Below are 16785 nucleotides of genomic sequence, written 5' to 3' on the forward strand. Positions count from 1 at the left end.
TCCGTTCTTCGCGATTGGCTGTAGTGTGTTATCTGACCGGAATGAGCAATTCCGGTATTCCGTTGGTCCCGTCTCAGAGTTCATCGAACCACCTCCGCATGCGGCTGGCGATATCGCTCATGAGACCTTCCCGTTCCTGGTGTGCGCCACCGGTGTTCAGGGTGTCCGTGCGGAACGGCGTATTGCCGATCATCTCCGGTCGAAGACCGTAGAGCACGAGCCCCACTGCGGTGGCGAACTTCGGATCGCTGACTTCCTGGACCAGACCCGCGGACAGGCCCATCGGGCGACCTATCCGGGCATCCATGCCCAGGATTTCAGAGGCGAGTTCGTCGGTTCCCGGAATCAAGGAACCGCCTCCCGTAAGCACCACCCCTGCCGAGAGGTGGCGCGCGTAGCCGCTACGCTTTATTTCAATGGCAGCGATCTCAAGGATTTCCTCGAGGCGCGGCTGGATGATCTGTGCCAGTGCGTGGCGACCAATGCGTTTTTCGGTCCGGCCACCCACGCCCGGTATGGCTATTTCTTCGTCTTCGGCCATCTCCACCATGGCGACGCCGAATTCGCACTTCAGGGCTTCAGCCTGGTCCCGCATGACGCCGAGGCCCTTCCGGATGTCGTCGGTCACCTTGTTGCCGGCCACCGCCACGACGGCCGTGTGCCGGATGGTGTTGTCCTCGAACACCGCGATGTCGGACGTACCGCCACCGATGTCAATCAGGGCCACGCCCACTTCCTTTTCGTCCTGGTGCAGCACGGCGAACGAGCTTCCCAGCGGCTCGAGCACGATGTCGGCCACCTGGTACCCCGCCTTCTCAATGCACCGGTAAATGTTCTTCGCGGCAGAAACCAGACCCGTTATGATGTGCACGTTCGCCTCCAGCCGGACGCCGCTCATGCCCACCGGGTCGGCCACGCCGTCCTGCCCGTCCACAATGAACTCCTGCGGAATGACGTGCAGGATTTCCCGGTCCGTGGGCATGGCCACGTGGGTGGTGTCTTCCAGCAGTCGCTGCACGTCTGCTTCCGTGATTTCACCGTCCCGGTTGGAAATGGTCACGACCCCGCGGGACTGGAAGCTCTGGACATGGTCCCCGGCAATGCCCACGATCACGTTCCGGACCTGGACGCCCGCCATCCGGGCGGCCTCCTCCACAGCCGTCCGGACCGACTCCACGGTCTTGTCGATGTTCACGACCACGCCGCGGTTCAGGCCGTCGGACGGTGCAACGCCCACGCCCAACAGGTTTACACGACCCATATCGTCCGATGTGGCCACGACGGCGCACACCTTGGTCGTGCCGATATCCAATCCTATGACAATCTTGTCGTTCATATCTCGCGTACAGCTGGCATGGTGAAAGAAGCGTTCATCGGGGCACCTCCCGGGTAACCACCTGATTGTTGAACCGGAGGTCTATGAGGCGGAAGTCGGTATCCTGGCGTCGCAGGATTTCCCGCTCCCAGAATGCGGTGAGGTTGCGGAGCTTGGTGTCGAAACCGGACGACCCCAGCCGCACCGGCAGGGCCTGGTGCGGGCCGGATGGCGTCAAACGCAACTGCAGATCGGCCCCGTCCACCTCGATTTCGGACAGGAGCGCATCGGTTTCCTCGGGCAGTTCGGGCAACAGCAGGAGCAGTTCGCGGAGTGCCGAATGGGCGACCGGCGTGACCGGGTGGAACGGCTCCTGCAGTCCGCTCACCAGCACCACGTCGTACCAGGCGCTGTCCGGTCGCGGCATCCGGTACCCGTTCCGGTCGAAATAGTAGTCCGGACGACCGCTGGCGGAAACGGCCTGGGCGACTGGCTCCCGCTCCACGACGTCCACCATGAGCCTCCCGCTGGGTAGCCGTCCCACGTCGGCATCGGCCACCCACGGATGCCGGCGGACGCGGTCGGCCAGGATATCGGCGTCGAGGTCGAACATGACCATGCCCGTATCGACCGCCATCAATTCCCGGAGCTCGGATTCCGCGGCGTATCGATCACCCCGAATCTCAATACCGTTCACGGTCACGGCCGTAAGCCACTGCCAGGCGAGAAATCCGCCGGTCCCGGCGGCCAACAGCAACACCATGCCCATCAATCGTTTCATGCGCGCACCTCCAACAGGGTGGTGAGGTCACGACTCGACCGCCAGATATCTCCGGCCCCCAACGTCAGCACGACGTCCCCGGGGCGGCACATGGCAGCAATGTGGGTGGCCACTTCGGTCCGGTCCCGCACATAGGTCACGTCGGGATGCCCCGACGCTTCGACACGGCGGGCCACCATGCCGCCGTCCACACCCGGAATGGGGGCTTCGCGGGCCGGATAGATGTCGGTTACGATGACCACATCGGCATCGAAGAACGCCCCGCCGAAGGCATCGGCCAGTTGCTCGGTACGCGAGAAAAGATGGGGTTGGAAGACGGCTACAATGCGCCGGTCCGGCCAGCAGGCCGCCGCGCCCGCCAACGAGGCCCGGATTTCCGTTGGATGATGCGCATAGTCGTCGACAATCAGCACCTCGCCCACATCCGCGATTTCCTGCATGCGTCGATGCACCCCGTCGAACGCGGCCAGGCCGTCCCGGATGGCTTCGAATGGAATGCCGAGCTCCAGCCCGATGGCCACGGCGGCCGTGGCATTCAGGACGTTGTGCATGCCGGGTGCCCGGACGGTCAGTCGCCCGAGCCGTTCCCCGCCGTGGACCAGGTCGAACGCCATGGTCCGCCCGTCCTGCTCCACCCGGTCCACCCGGACCTGGGCCTGACGGCGCGTGCCGTAGGTGACCACGCGCCGGTTCAGGCGTGGCAGGATGGTACGCACTTCGGGGTCGTCCAGACACACGATGGCGGCACCGAAGAACGGCACGCTGTTGGCGTACTGCACGAACGCGTCCCGGATGTCGTCCAGGTCCCGGTAGCAGTCCAGGTGATCCACGTCAATGTTGGTGATGACCGCCAGCGCTGGCGTCAGGCGCAGGAACGTCCGGTCATATTCGTCGGCCTCGATCACGATGATATCGCCATCCCCGGACACCGCATTGCTGCCGAAGGACGAGACCTTGCCACCCACGATGACCGTGGGATCGAACCGACCCGCCTGCACCACGTGTCCGGCCATGGTCGTGGTGGTCGTCTTGCCGTGGGTCCCGGCAATGCCCACACCGAATTTCATGCGCATGAGCTCGCCGAGCATTTCCGGCCGACCGATGAGCGGCACATGATGCTCCCGGGCCCACCGCGTCTCGGGATTCGTCTCCGGATCCACCGCCGACGAGTAGACCACGACGTCGGCGCCCTCCGCGTGCCCGGCTTCGTGTCCGATGTGGACCACAGCCCCCTGTTCGCGCAGGCTCACGGTCATATCGTTCTCGGCCATGTCCGATCCCGTCACCACGAAACCGCGGCGCAACAGTACGTCGGCAATCGAGCTCATGCCGATGCCCCCGATGCCCACCATGTGGACCTGGCCAATCCGTCCGAATGTCCGCTGTCTGCGCATGTCCGTCATGACCGTGCCTCCGCGAGTTGGATGACGTCGGCGGCGATGTCGGCGGCCGCCGTCGGGCGGGCCAGCGAGCGGGCCGCTGCGGACATGCGGCGAAGACCTGCCGGGTTGTCCAGCAGCGAGAACAACCGGTCCACGAGCGTGGCCTCGAGATCGGCCTCCCGCAGGACTTCCGCGGCACCCGCCTGTTGCAGGCTCCGCGCGTTCAGGGTCTGATGGTCCTCGGTCACGTTCGGCGACGGCACGAGGAGCGACGGCCGACCGGTGAGCATAAGCTCCGAGCAGGTGAGTGCGCCGCTGCGGCACACCACCACGTCGGCAGCAGCATAGACCGTCGCCATGTCGTCCACATACGGGACGACGCGCAGCCGCCCCGCCATGCGGTCCCCCAGACGCTCCACGATGTCCGCATGATAGTTCCGTCCCGTCTGCCAGTAGACGCAGAGTCCCGGTCGCCGGAGCAGGTCGGCAACCACCCGTTCCATGGCCCGGTTCAGGGCCAGACTGCCCAGCGATCCACCGAATACGAACACCATCTGCCCATGGTCGGCACCCTCTGCCGAGCCGCCGGCTCCCGCTGCGGCTTCAAAACCCAATGCTGCGCGGGCCTCGGCACGGTCCCGCACCGCGACGTCCGCCAGCTCGGCCCGCACCGGATTGCCGGTAACCTTCGCCACGCCGTCCGGCAACCGATCGGCCGCCTCCTGGAATGCCACATGGATCCGGTCGGCGAATCGGGCCGCAATCCGGTTCGTCAGGCCCACATAGGCGTTCTGCTCCTGGATGAGCGTCGGGACGCCCCTGCCGCGCGCCGCCAACAGCACGGGCAACGCGACGTATCCACCCGTTCCGACCACAACATGGGCATCAAAATGCTTGATAAGGCTCCATGCCTGCATCAATCCCTTCGTCACCGTGAATGGCAACCGGGCATTCTTGAGGGTCAGCGCGCGTTGCAGTCCCTGGACCGCAATCTCGTGGATGGGGAATCCGGCCTTGGGCACAGCCTGCCATTCCATCCGGTCCCGCGATCCGGCAAACGCGATTTCCGCGGTCGGGCGCCGCGACTGGACGGCATGCGCAATGGCGATGGCCGGGTACACGTGTCCCCCCGTGCCGCCGCCAGCCAGAAGGACGCGGATTCCGGAGCGGTATGGCATCATCTGCGTCATTCCGTTTGCCGGGATATGTTGAGCAGGATGCCGATCATCATGCCGCTGGCGGCCATGTTGGTGCCCCCGAAGGACACGAACGGCATGGGCAGGCCGGTAACCGGCAGCAAGCGGGCCGTTACTCCGGCATGGATGAAGCCATAAAGGGCAATCATGACCACGAGCCCGACCGCCATGAAGCAGCCAAGGGGGTCGGGGGCGTGCCGGGCCACGCGCAGCAGTCCCCGGAACAGGATGAGCACGAACAGGCCCAGCAGCACGAAGGCGCCGACCATGCCATACTCCTCCGTGATGATGGCGTAGATGAAATCGTTGTACGGCGCCGGCAGGAAGTCGCGCTGGATGCTCTTTCCGGGGCCTACCCCGAACACGCCGCCGGCCGCGATGGCAATCCGCGCCTGTTCGGCCTGATACCCCTCGTCCTGGGCGCTGAATACCTCCTCGGCCACCGTATTCGGGAAGAGTTTCATGCCGGTGAAGGACTCCACGCGCGCCGCACGACCGGGAGAGGCCAGCAACAGCATGTAGGCCAGGGTCAATCCCAGCGCACCGACTCCGGCAATGTGGAGCAACCGCACGCGGGCAATGAAGCACATGGTCAACACGGACGCCAGCACCAGCGCCGCCGTGGACAGGTCCTCAATGCCGATGGCCGCCACCGTCACGATGATCCAGAAGAAGATGGGCGCGAACGCGCGCGAGAACGATTCGATGTAGGCCTGCTTGTTGGCCAGCAGGACGGCCACATACAGGATGAGGGCGACCTTTGCCAGGTCCGACGGCTGGAATCCGAACGTACCGATGGCCAACCAACGCGCCGCGCCCCCCGATACGACACCGACCACCTGGACCAGCAGCAGCAACCCGATGGAACCGATGAGCGCAAACCGGGCGAATTTGGCCAGGACGCGGTAGTTCACCACGGAGAAGAAGCCCATGATGCCCAGCGCGAAGAATACCCGGACCAGGTGCTTGAACAGGAATCGCTCCGTATCCCCACCCGACTTCGTCTCGGCCAGGAACGCAATCGCACTGTAGACCGCCACCACCCCGATGGCACACAACGATATGACGGCCCAGAGGACATACTTGTCCGCCGTCCGCGAGTCGTTTGCCGGTAAGGTGAAGAGGGCCATGGGGTTACAGAATTACAGGATCAGAGTCTCGAAACCAGTTGCCGGAACGCATCGCCCCGGTGCTCGAAATTGTCGAACATGTCGAAAGAAGAGCAGGCGGGACTGAGCAGGACGACGTCGCCGGGCTGCGCGAGAAGCGAGGCCAGGTGTACGGCTTCATCCAGATTGGACGCCGGAACCGCATCCTTCACGCAGTCGCCCAGCGCGGCCTGGATGGCCTGGGATGCCTCCCCGATCGTGACCAGGGCACGGACCCGTTCTTCGACCAGGGGACGCAACGCTTCGTATCCACCGCCCTTGTCCCGCCCGCCGGCAATCAGCACAATGTTTTCCCGGAAGCTCTCCAGCGCGTACCAGACCGCATTCACGTTCGTGGCCTTGGAGTCGTTCACCCATTGCACGCCTCCCACGGAACGCACCGGCTCCAGCCGATGGGGGACACCCGAGAAGCCGCGCAGGCTTTCGCGTACCAGATCGCTCCGGACCTCCATGACGCGGGCCGCTACGGCGGCTGCCAGGGAATTGTAGACGTTGTGACGGCCACGGAGGGCCAGTTCGTCCAACTGCATGAAGTCGCTCGATTTGTTGTTCAAGGTCAGGATCAGGTGACCGTCACGGACGGTCCCCTGCGCGAAGAATGAGCCTTCCGGCATCCGATCCAGGCCGAACGGACAGGGCCGCGCGTGCGTCCCCGGCTGCCCGCCGCGCCCCTCACCATGCGTCCCTTCCACGAAGGCCGCAATGCGGGAGTCGTCGGCATTGTAGACGCAGGCATCCAGGGGTGTCTGCCGGGCCGTCATCCGATATTTCGTGGCCGCGTACCGGGCCATGTCGCCCCCGTACCGGTCCAGGTGGTCCGGCGACAGGTTCAACAGCACGGACACGTCCGGCCGGAACGTGTGCACGTGCTCCAATTGGTAGCTGGACACTTCCAGGACCACCACATCGTCCGGCGTCGTCGAGAGCACCACGTCCGAATACGGGGTGCCGACGTTGCCGCACACATGGGTCGTCCAGCCGGCCGTCCGGAAGACATGGCCCAACAACTCGGTGGTGGTCGTCTTGCCGTTCGATCCGGTGATGGCCACCGTCCGGGCCGACGTGCACCGGCTGGCCAGTTCCAGCTCGGACCAGACCGGCACCCCGGCCGACAGCGCACCGGCCAGGGGCGCGGCCGTCGGCGGTACCCCGGGGCTGGTCACGACAAGTCCGGTTTCCAGGGCCCGGGCCGTATGGCCACCCGATTCGAATGCAATGTCCAGGGCCGCGAATTCACGGGTCGTCGCCGCATCCACAGGGCCGGAGTCGGTCACGAAAACCTGCGTTCCGTACGACGCCAGGAGCCGAGCCGCCGCACGGCCACTCCGGGCTGCACCCACGACGGTCACCCGGTCAGGCAGGACCGTGCCGTCGGGCAGCATCCGCGGGGCGGTATGTCGGGTCTGTGCCGTCATCTTATGCGCAGGACCAGCAGGGTGGCCACGACCGTAATGGCCGTGATGAGCCAGAAGCGCACGACAATCTTGGCCTCGTGCGTGCCTCCGGCCTCGAAATGGTGATGGATGGGGGCCATCCGGAATACCCGTTGCCCCGTTCCCGTGCGCCGCCGCGTGTACTTGAACCAGGAGGTCTGGATGATGACCGAAACCGTCTCCATGAAGAACACGGCGCAGAGCAGGGGAAGCAGCAACTCCTTGCGCACCATGAGTGTGAGGGTACCGACGGCCGCACCCAGAGCCAACGCCCCGGTATCGCCCATGAAGACCTGCGCGGGGTATCCGTTGTACCACAGGAATCCGAAACAGGCGGCCGCGAGCGAGGCCGCGAACACGGTCAGCTCCCCGGCACCGGGAATCATCATCTCGTTCAGGAAGTCGGAGAACACCGCGTTGCCTGCAATGAACGTAAGCGCCGTGAGCCCCACCGCCACAATGCCGGTCACGCCCGCCGCCAGTCCGTCCAACCCGTCGGTCAGGTTCACCGCGTTGGAAACCGCCGTCAGGATGAAGACCACCACGGGGATGTAGATGAGCCATCCCAGGTCGACACCGGTGACCCAGAAGCGCAGGAAATCGTAGTCCAGGGTCTCGTTGGCCACGAAAGGCAGGTAGGTCAGGGTCCGGATGTCCGAGGACTGCGGATGGAAATAGAGCACCGTGCCCACGATGAGGCCGATGGAAACCTGTCCGAATACCTTCAACCGCGCCGACAGCCCGCTCTTGTCCCGCTTCACGACCTTGATGTAGTCGTCCATGAAACCGAACGCACCCATCCACGCGGTGGCCAGCATGACGAGCCACACATACACCTCGGCTATGGCGCCCCAGAGCAGTGTCGCCCCCAGAACCGAGAGCAGGATGATGAGCCCACCCATGGTGGGCGTGCCGGCCTTGTGCGTGTGATCCACGGCCCCGGCCAACTCGCCTTCCCGCACGCGTTCCCCCAACAGGCGCGTCTGCAGCCACGCAATGATGTGTTTTCCGACGAACAGCGCAATGATGAGCGCCGTCAGCGCCGCCAGCGAGGCCCGCACCGTCGTGAATTGGAAGACCTGGAACCCCGGGGGTTCGAATGTCCGCTCCAGATATTGTATGAGGTACCAGAGCATGGATCAGTTTCCGGAAGATGCGAGAACGTGGGCGTGATCGTCGAACGGCGTGCGCTCGTCCCCGATTTCCTGGTAGGTCTCGTGACCCTTTCCGGCCACCACGACCACTTCGCCGGCCGATGCGCTGCGCATGGCCAGGCCAATGGCCTCCGCCCGGTCCGTGACCCGCATGGGCAACCACGGCCGCATGAATCCGGCCATGATTTCCTCGATGATGGCGTCGGGGTCTTCGTTCCGGGGGTTGTCGCTGGTGACAATGACCCGGTCCGCCAACCGTTCGGCCGTGCGTGCCATGAGCGGTCGCTTGCCCCGGTCCCGGTCCCCACCGCACCCGAACACCACCCATAGACGCTTGTTTTCCGGGGTGATGTCCCGCGCAGCGCGCAGCACCTGCTCCAGCGCATCGGGGGTATGGGCGTAGTCGATGACGGCCTTCACCCCCGACCTGCCGGAAACCACCTCGAACCGGCCTTCCACCGGGCGGGAGGCTTCCAGCACGGGGAAAATGTCTGTCGATGCGTGCCCGGCGGCCCGCAAGGCCGCATAGCACGCGGTCAGGTTGGCGGCATTGAAGCTCCCCGCAAGCGGATACCGTGCCCGGTGCCCGTCCACGGTCAGGTCCAGTCCATCGGCCGTGGAAGCATGCAAGGTCCACTGGATGTCGGCGTAGGGCGTCGAGCCGTACGTCAGGACCTGCGCCGGACAGTCCGCCACCAGGTCCATGGCGCGGGGGTCGTCGGCATTGACGACGGCCGAGCGATCGGCCCCCAAGCCGTCGAACAGCATCTTCTTGGCTGAAAAATAGGCGTCCTCGGAGCCGTGATAGTCCAGATGGTCGCGCGTCAGGTTCGTGAACACGGCCACGTCCACGTCTTCCACGCGGAACCGGTGCTGGTGGATGGCGTGGCTCGACGCTTCCATGGAGCAGGCCGTACACCCGGCCTCGCGCATATCCGCCAGCAACCCATACAGGGTCGGCGCCGATGGCGTGGTATGCCGGGCGGCCAGTGTGACCGGCTCTCCACCGTCCGGGCGGGCCACGCGGTACCCCGTCGTTCCCACGAACCCACAGGACGTGCCGAGTCCCGTCAGGGCCTCCGCAATCAGGGTGGCCGTGGTCGTCTTTCCGTTGGTGCCGGTGGTGGCCACCAGCAACAGGTCGGCGCCGGGATTGCCGGTGGCCATCGCGGCCAACTCGGCCAGGGCGGCGCGGGCCTGTCCGCTGCGCACGTGCAGCGTGGCCACCCCTTCCGGAAGCTTGACGACCGGCTTCACGTCCGTCAGATCCGTTTCGTGTACAATGCATCGAGCACCCGACTTCAGGGCCGACCGGATGTGCTTGTGTCCGTCCTCCTTTGTGCCGCGGATGGCCACGAATGTCGCACCCTCGGTGACCATGCGGCTGTCGTCGGTGGGCATGCCCACCGGGAAGTCGCTCCCGACCGCCGAGCCATCAACCAACAGACCGCAGGCATCCAGCCGCGCGCGGGCGTCGTCATATGTGAGCTGGGTCGTCATTTCAGTGTCAGCGCCGCCTCCGCCGGCAGGTTCGCACCCGGAGCAGGCCACTGGGCCGACACGCGGCCCCTTCCCTGGAGCCGCACGGCTACGCCGAGCCGTTCCAGCCACCGGGCCGCGTCGCGCGCACCCAGACCCGTCACGTCCGGCATGACCCGTTCGATGGGCGGCGCCGAGGTATCTGTCACCAGGCGGACGCGGGTACCGATGTCCACGGGCCGCCGGTCGGAGGTCGATGCCTCACCGACGAAGGCTTCCGGATGGTCCACATCGCGCGGCCGGTACCCGTTGGCGCGCAGTACGCGCGACGCAACGGCCGCGGGCATGCCCTCTACGCTCGGGGTCGTCGCGACGGTATCGGCCCGGTGCACCTCTGCCAGCACAGGCTGCGGGGTCAATTCGGGAGACGTGGCCAGCCAGCGCTCCCCGATGGCCCGGAACACGGGTGCCGAGACGGCTCCGCCATAAATGCTGGACGACGGCTCATCCATGATCACGATCATGGCCACCGTCGGATGGTCCGCGGGGAAGAAACCGGCAAACGTGGCCCGGTAGTCGCTGCGGGAGTAGGACCCGTTCACATACTTCGACGCGGTCCCGGTTTTTCCGGCCACCCGTACCCCTTCAATCCGGGCCTGCGTGGCGGTCCCCGAATCCACCACCGCCTCGAATGCCGGCCGGATGAGTTCGGCGGTCGACCGCTTGAAGGCCCGGCGGACGGAATCCGGATTCGCCTGCCACGTCACATTGCCCAGTACATCCCGCCGTTCTTTCACGATGTGCGGCGTGACCAGGACGCCACCGTTCGCCAGCGCCGCGTAGGCTACAAGCATCTGGAGCGGGGTGGACTGGATTTCATACCCGCGACTCATGGCGCTGACCGTCGTTCGGGACCATGCATCGGGACGCTTTATCCGCCCCGACGTCTCGCCCGGCAGGTCTATCCATGTCGGCTGGTCGAATCCGAAGTCCCGGGCATATCGGTACAGAACCCCTTTATCCATCCGCTCCGCCACCTGCGCCATGCCGATGTTGCTGGACTCCTGGATGACTTCCAGGAAGGAGACCTTGCCGAGGGCGTGCGTATCGCGAAGTTCGTATCCATACCGGTATTCCGAGCCCGTACCGGTATCCACGGTATCCGTGAGCGCCACCACCCCACTTTCCAGCGCAGCCACCGAAGCAATCAATTTGAACGTGGAGCCCGGCTCGATCAGATCGTTGATGGCATGGTTGCGGCGCTCGAAGGTATCGAAACGACCTGCCTGGTTGGGGTCGTACGTCGGATAGTTGGCCATGGCCAGGATGGCGCCCGTGTGGGGGTCCATGGCAATGGCCACTCCCCAGTTGGCACCCGACGAGAGCACCCCCTTTTCCAGCTCCTGCTCCATGATTTCCTGGCGCACCAGGTCGATGGTCAGGTGGATGGATTCCCCGTGCGTCGGCTCCACGACATCCAGGCGGGTGTCATAGGACAGGTTGCGTCGGCGGTCCTTGCGCAGGGCGCGCCGTCCGGGGGTGCCCGAAAGCCACGAATCGTATTGCATTTCCAGACCGGAAATACCTTTCAGGTCCGTGTTCACGTGACCCAGCACGTGGGAGGCCGTCGTACCATGGCTGTACTGCCGGGTGAAGGACTCCGTGAGGGAGATGCCCGGCACCGTGCGGAGTTCGGCCATGGTCTCGGTCGATGCGACCTTGTTCGTTGCCAGGACCGCGTATTTCGGGCTGGAGCGCTGACGGATGCGCCGCTCCACTTCACTCCGGTTCATGCCCATCAGGTCCGCAATCCGGCCGATGGCCTGGCTGCGGTTGTCCTGGAACGCCTTGGTGGTGGGATCCACGCCCACCGTATAACGGCGCACGTTGACGGCCATGTTCCGGCCGGAGGCATCCACAATGCGGCCCCGCATGGCCGGGATCTGCTCGAACGACGTCGATTGGGCCGCCATCCGCTCCCGCAGTTCAGGGCCCTCGACCACCGATATGCGGGCCACCTGGAAGGCAATCAGTACGGGGAACAGCGCAATCAGCGTGGCCACCACATACATGCGGGCAAAGATCTGGTCCTTGGGTTGCATGATCACCGCACCTCCAGGCGTTCGCCGGTGGGGACGGCTTCGCGAAGGCCCAGGTCACGGGCCCGTTCCCAGATGTCGTCGTGTCCGGTGACACGGTCAAACTGACCCCGCACGCGGTTGTACTCCAGGTCCAACTCAAGGCGCTGGCGGGACAGGCGCTCCACGTCCTGCACCAGTTCCTGCGTGGCGTATACATGACCCACGTAAAGCGTGAACACGATGGCCACGGCCAAGACTCCCAAGGCGAACCGGAGCGTGGACAATGACCCGATAAAGGTGGTTCGCCCGTTCCGTTTGCGGCGCTTGCGAGCATTGTCCTTCTCCAGGGCCGTCCAGGACGGCCCGAACGGGGTATCGCGTTTCGGCGCGCCCTGCGACTTCGGCGTGCCCTGCGATTTCGGGGCGACCTTCGGTGTTGCCCTCGATGCAGACTTGGCCCGGGTCTTCGGGGCGGTGTTCGGCGCCTTCGTGGCTGCCGTCTTGCGCACGACCGATTTCCTGCGGGGCGTAGTCGTCCCGGTCGGGGTGGCAGGGCCACCCTTGACGAAGCGCGTAGCGCGCTTGCTGCCGGTTTTTGTGCGACGGATCGCCATTATGTTCTGTCTTCAGTGCGGCCCGAATCCGGGTCCGCTTCAAATTCCGTGCGCTCGGCCACGCGCAGGCGCGCGCTCCGGGCACGGGGATTCCGATCAATCTCTTCGGCATCGGCCACGAGGGCACCGCGGGTGAGCTCGCGCCACGGGGTCAGTCGATTGCCATACAGGTCCCGTCGGACCTCTCCGTCCAGATGGCCGCTTCGCAGGTACCGCTTGACCCTGCGATCCTCCAGAGAATGGTAGGAGATCACGGCCATGCGACCGTTTGTCCGCGTCCGGTCCGTAGCGGCGTCCAACACCCGTTCCAATTCGCCCAGTTCATCATTGACGAAAATCCGGATGCCCTGGAATACGCGTGCAAGTGCCTTGCCGACCTTGTGCCCCGGTACCACCTTGCGCACGATGTCGGCCAATTCCGCCGTCGTTTCCAGTGGACGCTCCCGCACGATGGCAGCCGCCAGGCGCCGTGCCATGGGTTCCTCGCCGAGCTTGAAGAGGGCCATCGCGATTTCGCGCTCGTCCGCTTCGTTCAGCCATTCGGCGGCCGACATGCCCGTGGTCGGATCCATACGCATGTCCAGTGGGCCGTCAAACCGATGGCTGAAGCCGCGACGCCCTTCGTCCAGTTGATGCGACGAAACGCCAAGGTCCAACAGGATGCCATCCACACGGTCCAGTCCCAATCCACCCAACAACGCCTTCAGGTCCGAAAACGCACCGTGTACCGGTATGAACCGCCCCCGGTCCATCTCGGTCTTCAGGCGCACGCCCGCCTCATGGAGGGCCTCGGGATCCCGGTCCACGCCCACCACGCGTGCGTTCGCGCCGAGTGCATGCAGCAGGGCTTCCGCGTGCCCACCACCGCCGAGCGTACCGTCCACGTACGTCCCTTCGACGTCCGTTATGAGGTGATCGATTACAGTATTGCAAAGAACGGGCGCGTGATACTCCGAAGCGTAGTCCGCGTCACGCCCAGGTGGAGTCTCATGTGCCATGTCGGGTACCCCACCTGTCAACCGGATCCCATGACCCGTTCCGCCAGTTCTTCCGGATCGGTCGGCGACTCCTCCAGATAACGGGCAAACGCGTCGGGATCCCACAGTTCAATTCGTTCCATGGCGCCGATGATCAGCGCCTTTTCCCCGATCCCGGCATATTCCGCGAGTGCCTTGGGCAGGGATACCCGTCCCTGACCGTCCAGTGAGACCTCCTCGGCCCACATGAGGATCATGCGGACCAGGTGCCGGGCTTCCTTCTGATAGGTGTTCAGTGCGGCGAATTGCTCTTCCCGCACCTTCCATTCATCGAGGGGATACAGGTAGATGCATTTCTCGAAGCCCTTCGTGAGCGTGAACGTCTGGTTCGCTTCCGGGCTCAGGGCATTCCTCATCTTGGCCGGAATGGCAACCCGTCCCTTGCTGTCGACGGAGTATTCTGCCTGTCCCTTGAAACGAGCCATGACGTGGGTGGAAGCGGTGCGGAAACGGGGGCGGATTCGGGGAGGTGGGGCGCTGCAGAGCATGGGATGATTCCCCACAATTCCCCACTTTCCTCCAAAGGTACACGTTTCCCGCCGAATGTCAAGCCATACGGGGTACGGAAACTCTCGTTTTTACCACTTTCAGCCCGCTTTCCCGGGTGGTGAGGTGTGGGTAACCTGTGGACGGCGGGTGGATAATTCCAATAATAGTATTTTTATACGTATTATCCCATGAAACGTGTATATAAATACACCATTCAGACCGACGGTCCATGGTCCCACCCCCGCTACCGCTCACCCGGCGACAGAAAGACGCCCTGCAGGCTGTGGAAAACCACATCCGTACGCACGGCTGGGCGCCGACGTATGCGGAGTTGGCCGACCTCATCGGGGCCGCTTCCACGACGAGTGCCGTCCGGCTGGTGGAACACCTGGAATCCAAGGGCTGGATTGATGTCGAACCCGGTACGGCGCGCGGAATCCGGGTCCTGCAGAGCCTGGAACCGGAAAAGGACCAACCGGATGCACGGACAGGCCCCGACGGCGCACCGATTCCCGGGGGAGGGCCGCATACCGGAGCCCGCCGCGTCGACGACGGCGGGGGGAGCGGTGGGGAAATCGGGTGGGGACGGGTGGTGCAGACGGACGAAGTCTGGATTCCGCATGACCTCGCGCCCGGAGACCTGGAGCTCCACCTGACCCGCGTGCCCGACAACGGCATGGTGTCGTGCGGCATCCTGATCGGCGACCTGGTGGTCTGGTACGCGGTACCCGTCCCGGACATCCGGACGGGAGACCTGGTCGTGTGCCCGGTCCATGACCGTCGCACGGTCCGGCGGGCGCGGTGCCTGGGCGATGACATCCTGTTGGTCCCGGACGACGCCCTCTATGCAACCGCCCGCTACGACGCCACGGCTGGCCCCCTGGGGATTCCCGTGGCCCTGCAACGCACCTGGCCGGACCGGGTCACGATCCGCCGATAAGCTTCGAAGAAGCGAGGTGCACTTTCTTTTCCCGGCGTGGCGGTTTCGGTTTGCCCATGGAGCCGGTTTCTTCCGCGAATGCCAGCGCCGCCTTCACGAACGAGGCGAACAACGGATGCGGCCGTGCCACCGTGCTCTTGTATTCCGGGTGGAACTGCACGCCGATGAACCAGCGCTTCTCGGGCAACTCGACAATCTCCACCAGGTCCCGTGACGGGTTCACGCCGGAGAGCTGCATGCCGTTCTCGGCCAGTTTGTAGCGCAGCACGTTGTTCAGCTCGTAACGGTGACGGTGGCGCTCCGACACCTCCAGTTCACCGTAGATTTCGGCAGCCCGGGACCCCGGCGTCAGCGCGCATCGGTAGGCACCCAGGCGCATGGTGCCGCCCTTGTCCGCAATACTCCGTTGTTCTTCCATCAGGTCGATGACGGGATAATCGGTCCCGGGATTGAATTCCGTGGAGTGCGCATCCTCCCAACCACACACATTGCGGGCGAATTCCACCACCGCACACTGCATGCCCAGGCAAATGCCGAAGAACGGAATGTCGCTCTCGCGGGCATACTTGACAGCGGCCAATTTGCCGTCAATGCCCCGCTCGCCGAACCCCGGAGCGACCAGGATCCCCGCAATGCCCTCCATGAGTCCGGCCACATTCTCCGGGGTCACCGAATCGGACAGGATTTCCCGGACTTCCACTTGAACACCGGCCCAGGCCCCGGCCAGGATGAAGCTCTCGCTTATGGACTTGTAGGCATCCTGGTGTTCCACGTACTTGCCGACGAGGGCAATCCGGACCTTTCCCTTGGGCTCCTTGAGCCGCCGGAGGAACTCCACCCAGTCTTCCATCCGCGGCGCATCCTCGAAGCGCCCCTGGAAGTCCTCGTCCAGGTGGAGGCGCTCGGCCGTGATGGTATCCAGGCCCTGCTCGCGCATCAACAGGGGCACTTCATAGATGGACTCGGCGTCCTGGCTGGCCACCACGGCGCGGCTGTCCACGTTGCAGAACAGGGCCAGTTTGCGGCGCACGTCGGCATCCAGCGGCCGGTCCGTCCTGCAGACCAGCACATCGGGTTGCAACCCGAAGGACAACAGCGTCTTGACCGAATGCTGCGTGGGTTTGGTCTTCACCTCGCCGGCGGCGTCCAGATACGGGACGAGCGTGAGGTGGATGTTCATGGTGTTGCGCGATCCAAGCTCATAGCGCAGCTGGCGGATGGCCTCCAGGTAGGGCTGGCCTTCGATGTCGCCAACGGTGCCTCCGATTTCGGTCAGGATGACATCATATTCGCCCGTCTCGCCGAGCTTCTGCATCCAGTGCTTGATCTCGTCAATGATGTGCGGCACGACCTGCACGGTCTTGCCCAGGTAGGCCCCGGCGCGCTCCTTGTTGATGACCTCCAGGTAGATGCGGCCCGTCGTGACGTTGTTGGCCTGCGAGGTCGGGACGCCCAGGAACCGCTCGTAGTGCCCCAGGTCCAGGTCGGTTTCCGCGCCGTCGTCCGTGACGTACACCTCACCGTGCTCGTACGGGTTCATGGTACCCGGATCCACGTTGATGTAGGGATCGAACTTCTGGATGGTGACACGAAGCCCCCGATCTTCCAGAAGACGACCGAGAGAGGCACAAATAATGCCTTTTCCAAGTGACGATGTAACGCCACCGGTGACGAAGATGTACTTGGTCTGCACGGGACCCGGTGTTTGGATGGAG

14 protein-coding genes are annotated in these 16785 nt (G+C 64.6%); 1 reads left to right on the forward strand and 13 read right to left on the reverse strand.

Going from position 1 to position 16785, the window contains the following annotated elements; all coding sequences use genetic code 11:
- Positions 1-73: 73 nt before the first annotated feature.
- The 12 genes from ftsA to mraZ form a co-directional block, all read right to left on the reverse strand.
- Complete coding sequence (ftsA, locus tag RIE53_01680) at positions 74-1336, reverse strand: cell division protein FtsA (protein MEQ9103387.1); 1263 nt, start codon at positions 1334-1336, stop codon at positions 74-76.
- Positions 1337-1370: 34 nt separating this feature from the next.
- Positions 1371-2096 carry an FtsQ-type POTRA domain-containing protein gene (locus tag RIE53_01685; protein ID MEQ9103388.1) on the reverse strand — a complete coding sequence of 242 codons (726 nt, stop codon included), beginning with the start codon at positions 2094-2096 and terminating at the stop codon, positions 1371-1373.
- Complete coding sequence (gene murC / locus RIE53_01690) at positions 2093-3490, reverse strand: UDP-N-acetylmuramate--L-alanine ligase (GenBank protein MEQ9103389.1); 1398 nt, start codon at positions 3488-3490, stop codon at positions 2093-2095. Before murC ends, RIE53_01685 begins: the two co-directional genes overlap by 4 nt.
- Positions 3491-3495: 5 nt before the next feature.
- Entirely contained in the window at positions 3496-4659 is a 1164-nt protein-coding gene (gene murG / locus RIE53_01695) for an undecaprenyldiphospho-muramoylpentapeptide beta-N-acetylglucosaminyltransferase (GenBank protein MEQ9103390.1), read from the reverse strand.
- A 5-nt stretch (positions 4660-4664) separates the two neighbouring features.
- Positions 4665-5804 (reverse strand): FtsW/RodA/SpoVE family cell cycle protein, encoded by a 1140-nt coding sequence (locus RIE53_01700; GenBank protein ID MEQ9103391.1) that lies wholly within the window; start codon positions 5802-5804, stop codon positions 4665-4667.
- Positions 5805-5824: 20 nt separating this feature from the next.
- Positions 5825-7258 (reverse strand): UDP-N-acetylmuramoyl-L-alanine--D-glutamate ligase, encoded by a 1434-nt coding sequence (gene murD, locus RIE53_01705; GenBank protein MEQ9103392.1) that lies wholly within the window; start codon positions 7256-7258, stop codon positions 5825-5827.
- The gene (gene mraY / locus RIE53_01710; GenBank protein ID MEQ9103393.1) at positions 7255-8412 is read right to left on the reverse strand and encodes a phospho-N-acetylmuramoyl-pentapeptide-transferase; all 1158 of its coding nucleotides are present in this window, start codon (positions 8410-8412) and stop codon (positions 7255-7257) included. Before mraY ends, murD begins: the two co-directional genes overlap by 4 nt.
- 3 nt (positions 8413-8415) lie before the next feature.
- Positions 8416-9930, reverse strand: coding sequence for a UDP-N-acetylmuramoyl-L-alanyl-D-glutamate--2,6-diaminopimelate ligase (locus RIE53_01715; protein ID MEQ9103394.1), 1515 nt, complete (start codon positions 9928-9930; stop codon positions 8416-8418).
- Positions 9927-12011, reverse strand: a complete 2085-nt coding sequence (locus RIE53_01720) for a penicillin-binding transpeptidase domain-containing protein (GenBank protein ID MEQ9103395.1) — start codon at positions 12009-12011, stop codon at positions 9927-9929. The genes RIE53_01715 and RIE53_01720 overlap by 4 nt, the downstream gene beginning before the upstream one ends.
- Before the next feature lie 2 nt (positions 12012-12013).
- The gene (locus RIE53_01725; protein MEQ9103396.1) at positions 12014-12499 is read right to left on the reverse strand and encodes a hypothetical protein; all 486 of its coding nucleotides are present in this window, start codon (positions 12497-12499) and stop codon (positions 12014-12016) included.
- A gap of 104 nt (positions 12500-12603) precedes the next feature.
- Positions 12604-13602: a 16S rRNA (cytosine(1402)-N(4))-methyltransferase RsmH gene (rsmH, locus tag RIE53_01730; GenBank protein MEQ9103397.1), complete on the reverse strand. Its 999-nt coding sequence runs from the start codon at positions 13600-13602 to the stop codon at positions 12604-12606.
- 17 nt (positions 13603-13619) lie between these two features.
- Positions 13620-14066 carry a division/cell wall cluster transcriptional repressor MraZ gene (gene mraZ, locus RIE53_01735; GenBank protein MEQ9103398.1) on the reverse strand — a complete coding sequence of 149 codons (447 nt, stop codon included), beginning with the start codon at positions 14064-14066 and terminating at the stop codon, positions 13620-13622.
- A gap of 293 nt (positions 14067-14359) precedes the next feature.
- On the opposite strand from mraZ, the gene RIE53_01740 reads away from it, so the two are divergent.
- Positions 14360-15070 (forward strand): hypothetical protein, encoded by a 711-nt coding sequence (locus RIE53_01740; protein MEQ9103399.1) that lies wholly within the window; start codon positions 14360-14362, stop codon positions 15068-15070.
- Here the strand turns inward: RIE53_01740 and RIE53_01745 are convergent.
- Complete coding sequence (locus RIE53_01745; protein ID MEQ9103400.1) at positions 15054-16763, reverse strand: CTP synthase; 1710 nt, start codon at positions 16761-16763, stop codon at positions 15054-15056. The genes RIE53_01740 and RIE53_01745 overlap by 17 nt on opposite strands.
- Positions 16764-16785: the final 22 nt, after the last annotated feature.

It is taken from the genome of Rhodothermales bacterium, from assembly GCA_040221055.1.
Lineage (GTDB): Bacteria > Bacteroidota > Rhodothermia > Rhodothermales > UBA10348 > 1-14-0-65-60-17.